The following is a 12187-nucleotide window of genomic DNA, read 5'->3' as shown; positions in this document are numbered from 1 at the left end:
AAATGAACGAAATTGAAAAACCAATAAAAAGAGGTCAATTAAGACAAGTTTTAGGAAAAGAATACTTTATCCTAAAACGAAAATGGAATTGGTTTTTTACGGATAAAAAATACTCAAAAAGCAATGCAAAAAAAGATTTCGATTATTCAGTATTCAAACACAAATCACTAATTCTAAGACCGCTAAAAGATGTAGAAATGTATCTTCAAGAAAACAAAAGAACAAATCTTGAAATTGCTATAAAACATCTAAATCAAATTGAAATTAAACCGAATGAATATTTTTCACTCTGGAAATTAGTTGGTAGGCCTACAAAAAGAAAAGGCTATTTAGAAGGTTTAGTTTTAAAAAGCGGAAAAATTGATAAAGATATTGGCGGAGGACTTTGCCAACTTGGAAATTTGCTTTTTTGGATTTTCGCACATAGTCCATTAACAATTAAAGAGCGATATAGACACGGATTTGATGTTTTTCCAGATGTAAATAGAAAAGTACCTTTTGGTGCAGGAGCAACTTTATCGTACAATTATATTGACCTACAAATAAAAAATGAAACAGATAATAATTTCATCATCAAATTATGGATGGACGAAACTCATTTATACGGAGAATTATTATCTAAAGAAAAATTGAATGAAACATTTAAAATTGAAGAAAGAAATCATCAAATAAAACAGCAAATTTGGGGAGGATATTCACGACATAATCAGATTGTTAAAATAACGTCAACAGAAAATACAATTACCGAAAAAGTTATAGTTGAAAATCACGCTATTATGATGTATAATCCGTTTCTTAAAAATTAAAATAATAAAGGGTAAAACCGTGTATAATTCATTGCTAGTATTAGTATGCTTACAAATTACGAAGCGTAGGAACTAGTAGACTTTTTATCTGTGATTTACTTGCTAACTTTAGTGCTTAAAATCTGCTACTGCCAATACATTAGACCGTTCTGCATAATTTACTAGAATTGCAGAATAAAAGAAAGTCAACAAAAAATGAAACGAAAATGCCTTTTCCAGTAGAAGAAAAATATATAATAGAAACAGAATCTGAACTGAACGTAACATTCTCAACTGAATTTAAAAACCGAATGAAAAAATCAAATGGTGGAGAAATAGACACTGATGATTTCTTCTTTCAACTTTACCCATTTTTTGACAAATCTGACAAAAAAAGAATGATATTAAACTATAACAATCATTAGTTACCTCGTTTTTTACCAAAACCTCATTAATTTTTACAAAGCTTAAACAGTAGTCTGCACGTAATTTTGTGTTATAATTTTAAAACACAGAAAAAATGACAAATACTAATGCACTGGCACAAGCACGCTCGCTTACATTGCCTACTCGTGAAGCTTCTCTTCATCGTGAAGAGTCGGTCTCTCATTTTTGGAATAACAACCGTAAATTACTTGAAGATGCTTGGGTAGAATGGGAAATTGAAAATAAAGACAATTTATTAATACCAGACCAATCATTATTAGATCCGCTTTTAAGAGAAGCAGTTAATAGCGCTTGGAAAAATCCAGAAAAAGAAAATGCTGTTGCAGATTTATGGGAAGAGATTATACCAGGTGTTTACAAAATACAATTTTTTGATCTTGAGCGTTTAGCAGAATTTCGTAATTATTTAGAAGCCGCAGCCAACTCTAAAATTCCTGCACGCCCACCATACGGTATACAATTAAACCGTTATGGGGTTATGTTAGACCCAAGATCTGAGGGACACCTTGGCGCACCTAATTTTCAGGCATTTTATAATGATATTATGGACCGTTATATGAGGCCTATTTCTCGTTTATTACTTGGCACACAGGGTTATGATAGTCAAACTTTTGGGTTTTCTATTAGATACAATCCAGACAAAGAAAAAGACTTACAAGCACACACAGATGCTTCATCGGCTACTTTAAACATTAACATTAACCTACCCGATGAGGAGTACACCGGCTCTGAAGTAGATTTTTATGACAAAAGCACTAAGCAAACGGTACAAACGTTTTTTGAGCCAGGTAAAGCAATACTTCACCGTGGTAACGTACCACACGCTACACACCCAATAACAAGTGGCCAGCGTAGCAACTTGGTTGTATGGCTATATGGAGATCGTATGCAAATACCAAGAGGCAGCACTAGTAGTTATGGTAATTTTGGTAGTGCTGGTTCTAATACTGCTGCTCCAGAAAACATTACACCTCGCCAACGTTGGAGCTTGCCTAAAGAACCAAAAGATACTTTTGCTCCTTTTTAAAGAAAAAAAAGCTACAATAACGCTCTTTTTATACAAAAACAGTAAAAAATACTATTGCCATACCGTACAACAACAATTGCTAGTACTTGCCTATATGTAAACCTTAAGGCATTGGTACTAGCTTTTTTTGGTTAACAACGTTTTATCCTGTTTTAATTTGTTAAATTAGGCTTGCTAAAAGCGTATGTTTTTAAAGCCAAAAAACAAGTTAAAAAGTATGAGTGCAGAAGAGAATTTAAAAAAGCTAAATTTAGAGCTTCCTGAAGTATCTACACCAGGTGGCAGTTATATTTCTGTTAATGTTAGAGGAAATATAGCGTACATAGCAATTCAATTTCCAATAATTAACAATACTTACCTATACCAAGGGCGTTTGGGAGATAAAATTTCTACTCAAGAAGGGTATAAAGCAATGGAAATATGCGCATTAAATGTATTGGCACAGGTAAAAAACAAAATAGGGTTTAATGCTATTGTTGGCCTAAATCATATTGATATTTATTTTCAGTCGGGGCAAGACTGGGATGATTCTCCCATTGTTGCAAACGGAGCATCGGACTTATTTGTTAAGGTATTAGAAGATAAAGGAAAACATTCTAGAGCCATTTTTGGGGTTCATAAACTACCTCGTAATTTTAGTGTGGGCTTAACAGCTACTTTTACCCTAAAGTAATAATTAACTAACAATACCACTAAAGCGTAAAACAGAATACAAAAAACAATAGCTGCTAAATATGTACGGTTTATAACAAACCCGGTTTTACACCCATTTACTTAAAAAGTTTCTAATACATTACTCCATACTTTTTTAAAAATAAATTATATTGCTAAAATCATTAAAAAGTATAAAATAAAATGGAACGATTTAGTAAAAAGTTTATTGCCACAAAAGATTTGGAATGGGAAGAACTTGGCGGAGGAGTGTCAAGAAAATTCTTAGGGTATGACAACCAAATTATGATGGTAAAAGTAAAGTTTGAAAAAGGTGCACTAGGTGCTCCACACCAACACTTTCACACACAAGCTACCTATTGTGTATCTGGTAAGTTTGAGTTTGAAATTGATGGTGAAAAGAAAATTGTTGAAGCAGGAGATGGGGTTTATATAGAACCAAATTTACTGCATAGCGCTGTTTGCCTAGAAGAAGGTATGCTTATTGACACGTTTAGCCCTGTTAGAGAAGATTTTTTAAGCGGTGGCGGTGTTTCTTATTTTGGAGATAAGAAGTAACACTTAAAAAACGCTGTTTTATAAGTAAACAGTAAACTATTTATTAAAATTTCCGAAGCTTCGTTGCACGCGTTCCTGAGCTTCGGATTTTTTTTGGCTTATATTAAAAAAACTATGAGAAAAATTAAATTACTACTTGCTCTATTTTTATTTTCTAATTTATTAAGTGCCCAAACTGAAAATGAAATTACAACGTTTAATAAAAAGCTAAATCAGTTCTACAACGTACGTGATTTTTGCATTTCTAATAACGGTAATGAAGCCTATTTTACAATACAAAGTCCAGATGGTGGAATTTCTCAGATAGCCACACTAAAAAAAGAAGGCAACAAATGGTTAGAGCCAGAACTACTACCCTTTTGTGATGAGTTTATGTATTTAGAGCCATTTTTAACTCCAGATCAAAACAGACTATTTTTTGTGTCAGACAGGCCTTTAAACAACTCTAGTAGTCAAAAAAAAGATTTTGATATTTGGTATGTAGATAGGGATACCAAAAATAACGGTTGGTCTAATCCAAAAAACTTAGGAACACCAGTAAACTCTAGTTTAGATGAATTTTACCCTACCGTAAGCAGTACTAATAATTTATATTTTACAATGGCTTCTCCTAAAGGATTAGGTAAAGATGATATTTATTTTTGCGAATGGAAACAAGGCAAATACCAAGAACCCGTTCTTTTAAACAAAAATATTAATAGTGATGGTTATGAGTTTAATGCATTTATCTCTAAATCTGAAGACTTTTTACTATTCACAAAATACAATGCCAAAGACGGTCAAGGAAGTGGGGATTTATACATTTCTAAAAAAGACAAAAATAACAACTGGTCAAAAGCTAAAAACTTAGGGCTTCCTATAAACACAAAATATATGGAGTATTGCCCTTTTTATGATGAAAAAAATCAAAAATTATACTTCACTAGCAAAAGAAAAAACATTAAGCCTCAAGAGTTTAAAAAAGTTTTAGACTTTAAAAACTATATAAAAGAGAGCAAAAATGGTTTAAGTAAAATATATGTTACCAAATTAAATATAATTAAAAACTAAACTTATAAATACGTAAGTGGTACAATAATTGGTTAAGACACACAGAACCAAAAATCTTATGTTATGAATAACTTTAAATTATTAATCTTATCACTATTTATTTTAATAATTACAGTTTCTTGCAGTAGTGATGATGATGATGCCAGCCAAGAACTATACTCGTCAGAAGATTTAACCATTTTACACAATAACAGCTCTAAAGCCTGGAAATTAGAAGCGTATTATATTGATTACAATTCTAAACAAAAAAGTGAACAAAACGATTGTCTTGTAGATGATATTTACACTTTTAAACAAGACGGAATTATAGAAGTAGCAACGGGATTAGAAAATTGTTACTACGGAGATAACGAAATTGCCGAAGCAGAATATAGTTTTTATGAAGATGAAGGGCGTTTATACATAACTATAATAAGAGGCGAAGTAACTGAAGATCTTGTTAAAAGTACTTCTTTTACCTTACAACTTATAGAGCTAACAGAAAACAGAATGGTATTTGCTAGTGGAGACAAAGACAACTATAAAATATCTTTAATATTTATAACAGAATAAGTCTAAAAATCTAAAAAGCCTTGATATCACTATCAAGGCTTTTTTATTGTACTCGAGGTGGGAATCGAACCCACACTCCGAAGAACTGGATTTTGAATCCAGCGCGTCTACCAGTTCCGCCACTCGAGCAATTGTAACGGGCTGCAAAAGTAAAAATAATTTCTAATTATTTTACAAAAAATAAAAACAATTATCCTTTAGCTTCACAAATAAATTTATAAATTTGCACCTCGTTTAAAAAAAGGTATTTAAAATACTGATAACGACCAACATAGAAATCAACAACACAACAATGTCATACACAGTCCCAGAACCTAAAATTTTTGCCTGTACACAAAGTACTGCTTTAGCTGAAAAAATTGCCAAATCATTTGGATCTGACTTAGGAAAAGTAAAATTCTCTAGATATAGTGATGGCGAGTTTCAGCCTTCTTTTGAAGAGTCTGTTCGTGGCGCAAGAGTTTTTATTATTGGATCTACAAATCCAAGCTCAGAAAACTTAATGGAAATGCTTTTAATGTTAGATGCAGCTAAAAGAGCATCTGCAAGACACATTACAGCTGTTATGCCATACTTTGGTTGGGCAAGACAAGACCGTAAAGACAAACCTAGAGTACCTATTGCTGCTAAATTAGTAGCTAAAATGTTAGAAACAGCTGGTGCAACAAGGATTATTACAATGGACTTGCACGCAGACCAAATACAAGGTTTCTTTGAAAAACCTGTAGACCATTTATTTGCCTCTACATTATTTTTACCGTACTTAAAAAGTTTAAAACTAGACAATTTAACTATTGCTTCTCCAGATATGGGAGGTTCTAAAAGAGCTTATGCATATTCTAAAGCATTAGAAAGTGATGTTGTTATCTGCTACAAGCAAAGAGAAAAGGCAAATGTAATTTCTCATATGGAGCTTATTGGTAACGTAGAAGGTAAAAACGTAGTACTTGTAGATGATATGGTAGATACAGCAGGTACATTAACAAAAGCAGCAGATCTTATGATGGAAAGAGGTGCACTTAGCGTAAGAGCTATTACAACGCACGCTTTATTATCTGGTGATGCTTATGAAAAAATTGAAAAATCTAAACTTTCAGAACTTATTGTAACAGATTCAATTCCGTTAAAAAAGCAAAGTCCTAAAGTTAAAGTTGTAGAATCTGCAGAGTTATTTGCTGATGTTATGACTAGAGTACATAACAATACGTCTATTAGTTCTAAATTTTTAATGTAATATAGATCTAATACACTAATTTCGCACATTAATTAAATATATATAATGAAGTCAATTACAATTACAGGATCAAAAAGAGAAAGCGTGGGCAAAAAAGCAACTAAAGCCTTACGTAATGCTGGAATGGTTCCTTGCGTAGTATACGGAGGAGAACAACCACTACATTTTTCAGCACCAGAATTAGCGTTCAAAGATTTAGTGTACACTCCAAACGCGCACACAGTTGTGATAGATTTGGAAAACGGAGAAAAAGTGAATGCTGTTATTCAAGACATTCAGTTTCACCCAGTATCAGACAGAATTATACACATAGATTTTTACCAATTATTTGATGATAAAGCGGTAACTATGGATATTCCTGTTCGTTTAGTAGGTAACTCTCCAGGGGTTAGAAATGGTGGTAGATTATTATTTAGAAAAAGAAAGCTTACTATTAAAGCTTTACCAGCTAAATTACCAGATTTCTTTGATGTAGATATCAATAAATTAAAAATTGGTGGTAACATAGCAGTATCTTCATTAGTAAATGATGATTTTACTATTTTACACCCAGACAATACAGTTGTTGTACAGGTTAAATCATCTCGTAACGTTGTTGCTGCTGATGATGAAGAAGAAGAAGGAGAAGCTGAGGCTGAAGCTCCTGCTGCTGAGTAAATCTTTACAGATACAAATTAAAGCATCCTGCCTTGGAATTTACCAAGTTTCAGGATGCTTTTGTATTTTTGGTGCTTTTGTTACATATGATAGCACAAATATTAAAATCAATTTTTAGAACAAAACCGTTGTTCTTTTTAGAAGAAAAAGATCCTATGAAAAAGTTTTTAGTAGTTGGCCTAGGCAATATAGGCACAGAATATACAGAAACAAGACATAATATTGGGTTTAAAATACTTGATGCCTTTGCTAAAAAAGAATCTTTAACTTTTGAACCACAAAAATTAGGCGCTGTTACCACATATAAAATTAAAGGGCGCACTATTCTTTTTTTACAACCATCTACTTATATGAATCTTAGCGGAAAAGCTATTAGGTATTGGTTAGAGAAAGAAAAAATTCCTTTAGAAAACTTATTGGTTATTACAGATGATATTAACCTACCTTTTGGTACAATACGCGTTAAAACTAAAGGTAGTGATGGCGGCCATAACGGCTTAAAAGACACACAAAACATATTACAAACTACTTCTTACAACAGATATAGATTTGGTGTTGGTGCCGATTTTGGAAAAGGCAGACAGGTAGATTATGTTTTGGGGGAATGGAACCAAGAAGAACAAGAGAAAATGCCAGAACGCTTAGAACGTTCTATTGAGCTTATAAAATCTTTTGTACTAGCAGGCATAAAAACTACTATGAACCACTTTAACAACACTTAATTACCTAACTTTAAACTCATAAGTACCAGAGTCTGATAAGTTTCCTTCTTCATCTACAGTTACAACTTTCCAATAATACACTGTATTGGCTACCACACCTACTTTTACTGTTGTATTATCTGGTGCGTTAGTTGCTAACAAATCTGTAGGCGGTGAAACACTACCAAAATACACTTGGTAACTAGCTATATCATTATCTACATCTTCTGCTACCCACTCTAATTCTACATCGTTATTGGTATCCTTAAACACTGTTTGTCCAGATTTAGGCGCTATTATTTCCGCAGCAAAAGGCGGATATGTAGTTTGCGATCCAGCATTGTAAAACTTCCAAATTTCACTGGCTGTTGTCTGCGAAACCTCATCGTTTTTAGCTATTACAAACCAAGAATAGGCTACACCTTTATCTAAAACAACCTTTTGTGTTATGGCTGTTGTACTTAGTGTTTGTGTTAAGTTAGTATTTAGGTTAGTTATTTTAACTTCATACAAATCTGTTCTTGCAGATGCATTCCACTGCAACTCTACCTCACTTGTATTTGTTGTACCTATAGTAATACCAGTAGTACACTCAGAGCTTTTTAAAGGAAAAAGAAGTTCTGGTGATGATGGTGGCTTTGGAGAGCTTTTAGAACAAGACAGTGCCAATAATAGACACAAAAGCATTAGTAATTTTTTCATTTCTTAATTAATTTTGTTTCACCTTTAACCGCTCCTCCATCAAACAACACTACATACATCCCTTTTGCTAAGGCAGATACATCTAAATTTATTTTTCCGTCTTGAACAGCGTATTCTTTCTGCTCTAATATTTGTCCGCTTAAAGTGTAAATAGTAACCGTTACAGAGCCAGATAAAGTACCTAAATAAGCCACAGCCTTGCCTTGTGTTGGGTTGGGTGATATTACCGGATTTGCTGCAATATAAATTTGCTGCTGGTACACCCCTTGGCATTCTATACCTGTTGACACTTTTACTGTATTTAAACCGTTTTTAAGCGCCAAGCTAGCTGTTTTATCTGTAGTTTGTAGCGTTACTCCATTTAACTCTACATTGTACAAATTAGCACCACTTAACTGCAAATTAAGTGTTTTGTTCTGTACAGCAGATAATACTTGTAACACATCTGGTTGGGTAACAACAACTGTTACACAATAATCTTCATAAGTAATTGTACCGTCTGTACCAGATATACAAATTTGGTACGTACCAGCACTTAAATCGTCTAAACTTACTGTATCTGTAAATGCTTCTGTAATATTAACTCCGTTACCAGTTATGGTTACACTGTAATTAATTTCTTCTACAGCATCAATAAAAATTTCTCCATCATTGCTAGTGGTACAAGCTTCACTCTCTATAGAAATTGCAAAATTATCTGGTCTAAATCTATAAATGGCACAACCATTAACATCTACCTCTGCCCCATTTGGTGTTCCTAAGCAAGCATCATCTCCATCATCAAAAACACCATCATTATCTGCATCTGGCCTAGACAAACCTTCTACGCAAATTTCTAAATTAAAGTTATTTATTTGCCCTCCATCAGAAGAGGCACCATCCTTAACTTCTAAAATCCATTCACCTAAAACAGATTCGCCATTTAATGAAGCCAAAGAACCTAACGGCCTAACACTACCTTCAATTGCCGCATTAGCTCCACTGCCACATACAAAACTTGGACTATCATCATCAAAAACAGCATTAATATCCTGAAAATCACCACAAGAATTGGAAGTTAACACCACTCTTGTTCCTTGAGGAGATATTAGACTTATTGTTAAATCGCTTAAAAAACTATGTGCAATATCTACACTAACATTAACATCTGTAATTGGTAAATCGTCTAAAAAAGTAATTTTAGACTGTAGTACAGACGTACCTACAGTTGGTATTGTTTTTGGTAAGTCTTGAGCCTGTTTAGTATTACAACTAACTAAAGCCGTAGTAAAAGTATATGCAGGTCCAAAAGTACCTTCGGCACATAAACTTTTTGGCTTAACACGCCAGTAATATGTTGTTTCTGCCAACAAATTAGTAGGTCTATAGCTTGTAAAAGGAGTAGATTTAGTTTCTATTATGTTTGCAAAAGCTGCATCTGTAGCTATTTCTAAATCATAAGAAGAGTACGCTACGTTTTCTTCCCACAGTAATGTTTCGTTCATATTAACACCAGCTGCACCATTACCTGGAGAAATTAACCCTACATCTGCAAAACTAGTATTGCCAATTACTAAGGTAACAACCACTCCTGTAGTGTTAGAAACCGAGTTAGAAAGTACAGTAAGCTCATAAGTTCCTGGCGCTACATTTTGGGTGTTAGACAAAGTAAGGTCTACATCTGTATTATTGGTATCTGCTGTAGGCGCAGAAAATGAAACACCTAAGTTTGCTGGCGCTCCAAAAACACTAAACGTAGAGGTCTCATCAAAACCATTATTAACAGTATACTTAAAAGGTATTACCACGTTGCTAGGCTGACAAACGTTATAAGTTAATTTTTCAAACTCTAAATTAACATCTGAGGTATTTATTGTAAAGTTAGATGAATTTATTGCGTAATACACATTATCTGTAGGCATTACACGTATTCTAGCTGTTGTTGTTACCACATTTGGTATTTGCACTATGTGCGAACCATCATTGACTACATTCTCTGCCAATAAGGTAGGGAAAGACAAACCAGAATCTATAGACAAATATATATTTACCGTTTCTGTATTAACAGGCGCTGCATTAGTACCGGCAACATCCCAAGTTACCAATTGCACAGAGCCAGATTGGTAAACAACATTAGAACTTTATGATGTTACAGCAAATGGCCCAGCTGCATTAACAACCCTAACATTCATAGTTTCAGAGGCTACTTGTCCGCCACCTACTGCATTGTCCCTTACTGTAAATGCAAAATTTAAATCTCTTTCTACATCAGAAACTGTTTCCCAAGAAGAACCCTCAGATGGGTTTGTTTGTGTTAAATTACCCTGTATTACACGTTCTATTTTAGGAAAATAACGCTCTTTTTCTGTACTTGGCTTTAAAGATCTAAAATTTGCTCCACTAGGATTTTCTGGCCCAAAGTTAGTACGTGTTACTACTCCGTTATCTATTTGTTCCCAGGAGTACGTTAACAAATCGCCTGTATCTAAATCTGTTGCCTCACCAGACAATACAAACGGTGTAGATTTAGGGATAATATAGTTAGATAAAGGACTTATAACTGGCGGATTATTGGTAATTGCAGTATTTACGCCACAACTTAAACCACTAACATATTCTGCTATCTGAAAAATACTATAATAATGAAAATAATCATCTCCATTGCTCTGTACATTATTGCCATCTGCAATACCTGCATACCCCATTATTGTAGATCCACTTGCTGGTTCTGCTTGCACCAAAGTACCTTCTGAATCAAAAGACCAGGTATGGTTAGCCCCAAATTGATGCCCTATTTCATGTGCAACAAAATCTACATCAAATAAATCTCCTTCTGGTGTACTGCGAGAAGAGTATGCTCTACCTTTCCAATTGTCGTCACAAACAGACCCAACAGTACCTGCATTACCGCCGTTTGGTCCTTGATGAAAAAGGTGTCCAACATCATAATTAGCAGCACCTATTACTGTAGAAAATGTGTTTTGGGCTTGCGTATTTAAACTACCAGAGTACGGATCTGTTGTTGCATCTGTATAAATTACCTCATCTGTATTTGCTACTAGTTCTAAATGTATTCCTAAATCGGTCTCAAAAACCTGATTTACCCTAGTTAGTGTTGCATTTATTGCTGCCAATGCATCTGCCACGCTACCACCATGATAAGCTGTGTACTCACCAGATGCAGAAATAGCTATTCTGTATGTTCTTAAAGTTTGGTCGTTTATTTGCTTAGCTGCAGACGCTTTTTTACTTGTAGCTATTACAGATTCTGTTTCACAAACAAACGCATCTTTATGCTGGTGTGCACTTGCTTTGTATATAACGTATTCTCCTTTGTTTTGCTTTGTAGGCTGCATATAAGTTGCTTCTTCCTTATCTGCATTAACCATCATACTTTGTATACCCTTGTGAGAAACACTAAAACGTATTCTTTGGTTAGGATTTACAACTCCTTTACCTATGTATGACTTAATATTAGGATATTTTGCAGCCAAACCTGGAGCAAAAATTGCATGTTCTTCCACATAAAAAGCTTTTAGTTCTGCGTTAGCATCAGGAAAATACATTACTTTTTTTCCTTTAGCACTTATATTTGGCTGTAAAGAAGCAGAAAAAGAAGATTCATCTAAATAAAACGTTTTTGCTTTATTTACATCTATATTTTGTATAGTTTTAGACGCTAAATTATGTTGTAAGCTACCAGTTTTCCAATAATTCTGTTGTGCAAAACCGTAAAAGCTACCAAATAATATGGTTATTGAAAAAACAAGGCGTAGTTTTGTAATCATTAAAAGCAATTTAATATTCAAAAATAGTCTTTTTA

13 protein-coding genes and 1 tRNA gene are annotated in these 12187 nt (G+C 33.7%); 10 read left to right on the top strand and 4 right to left on the bottom strand.

The window, feature by feature from the left end; all coding sequences use genetic code 11:
- The first annotated feature begins 2 nt into the window (after window positions 1–2).
- The 7 genes from CELLY_RS08935 (at window position 3) to CELLY_RS08905 (ending at window position 5091) form a co-directional block, all read left to right on the top strand.
- Window positions 3–806 carry a VanW family protein gene (locus CELLY_RS08935; protein WP_013621349.1) on the top strand — a complete coding sequence of 268 codons (804 nt, stop codon included), beginning with the start codon at window positions 3–5 and terminating at the stop codon, window positions 804–806.
- Window positions 807–973: 167 nt separating this feature from the next.
- Window positions 974–1210 carry an SMI1/KNR4 family protein gene (locus tag CELLY_RS08930; protein WP_174258349.1) on the top strand — a complete coding sequence of 79 codons (237 nt, stop codon included), beginning with the start codon at window positions 974–976 and terminating at the stop codon, window positions 1208–1210.
- Between the two features lie 95 nt (window positions 1211–1305).
- Window positions 1306–2259 carry a 2OG-Fe(II) oxygenase family protein gene (locus CELLY_RS08925; protein ID WP_013621347.1) on the top strand — a complete coding sequence of 318 codons (954 nt, stop codon included), beginning with the start codon at window positions 1306–1308 and terminating at the stop codon, window positions 2257–2259.
- Between the two features lie 217 nt (window positions 2260–2476).
- On the top strand, window positions 2477–2932 hold the full coding sequence (locus CELLY_RS08920; protein ID WP_013621346.1) for a RidA family protein: 456 nt from the start codon (window positions 2477–2479) through the stop codon (window positions 2930–2932).
- Between the two features lie 182 nt (window positions 2933–3114).
- On the top strand, window positions 3115–3489 hold the full coding sequence (locus CELLY_RS08915) for a cupin domain-containing protein (protein WP_013621345.1): 375 nt from the start codon (window positions 3115–3117) through the stop codon (window positions 3487–3489).
- Between the two features lie 114 nt (window positions 3490–3603).
- A complete protein-coding gene (locus CELLY_RS08910) occupies window positions 3604–4539 on the top strand; it encodes a TolB-like translocation protein (RefSeq protein WP_013621344.1) in 936 nt (311 codons plus the stop codon).
- A gap of 63 nt (window positions 4540–4602) precedes the next feature.
- The gene (locus CELLY_RS08905) at window positions 4603–5091 is read left to right on the top strand and encodes a hypothetical protein (RefSeq protein ID WP_013621343.1); all 489 of its coding nucleotides are present in this window, start codon (window positions 4603–4605) and stop codon (window positions 5089–5091) included.
- 49 nt (window positions 5092–5140) lie between these two features.
- Here the strand turns inward: CELLY_RS08905 and CELLY_RS08900 are convergent.
- Window positions 5141–5220: transfer RNA gene (locus tag CELLY_RS08900), tRNA-Leu, on the bottom strand.
- A gap of 163 nt (window positions 5221–5383) precedes the next feature.
- Here CELLY_RS08900 and CELLY_RS08895 point away from each other — a divergent pair.
- The 3 genes from CELLY_RS08895 to pth all read left to right on the top strand — a co-directional run bounded on the left by CELLY_RS08895 (window position 5384) and on the right by pth (window position 7704).
- Window positions 5384–6325, top strand: coding sequence for a ribose-phosphate pyrophosphokinase (locus CELLY_RS08895; RefSeq protein WP_013621342.1), 942 nt, complete (start codon window positions 5384–5386; stop codon window positions 6323–6325).
- 45 nt (window positions 6326–6370) lie between these two features.
- On the top strand, window positions 6371–6982 hold the full coding sequence (locus CELLY_RS08890; protein ID WP_013621341.1) for a 50S ribosomal protein L25/general stress protein Ctc: 612 nt from the start codon (window positions 6371–6373) through the stop codon (window positions 6980–6982).
- Window positions 6983–7068: 86 nt separating this feature from the next.
- Window positions 7069–7704 (top strand): aminoacyl-tRNA hydrolase, encoded by a 636-nt coding sequence (pth, locus tag CELLY_RS08885; protein ID WP_034646620.1) that lies wholly within the window; start codon window positions 7069–7071, stop codon window positions 7702–7704.
- Here pth and CELLY_RS08880 read toward each other — a convergent pair whose 3' ends face one another.
- Genes CELLY_RS08880 through CELLY_RS17225 form a run of 3 tightly spaced genes read right to left on the bottom strand, consistent with a single transcriptional unit; the run spans window position 7705 to window position 12152 of the window.
- Window positions 7705–8385, bottom strand: a complete 681-nt coding sequence (locus CELLY_RS08880) for a hypothetical protein (protein WP_038505809.1) — start codon at window positions 8383–8385, stop codon at window positions 7705–7707.
- Window positions 8382–10475, bottom strand: a complete 2094-nt coding sequence (locus tag CELLY_RS17230; RefSeq protein WP_244846994.1) for a proprotein convertase P-domain-containing protein — start codon at window positions 10473–10475, stop codon at window positions 8382–8384. Before CELLY_RS17230 ends, CELLY_RS08880 begins: the two co-directional genes overlap by 4 nt.
- Window positions 10476–10505: 30 nt before the next feature.
- Window positions 10506–12152, bottom strand: coding sequence for a reprolysin-like metallopeptidase (locus tag CELLY_RS17225; protein WP_244846992.1), 1647 nt, complete (start codon window positions 12150–12152; stop codon window positions 10506–10508).
- Between the last annotated feature and the right edge of the window lie 35 nt (window positions 12153–12187).

The organism is Cellulophaga lytica DSM 7489, from assembly GCF_000190595.1.
Taxonomy (GTDB): Bacteria; Bacteroidota; Bacteroidia; order Flavobacteriales; family Flavobacteriaceae; genus Cellulophaga; species Cellulophaga lytica.
The sequence above is the reverse complement of the archived record's forward strand: the minus strand, read 5'-3'. Positions and strand labels throughout refer to the sequence as shown.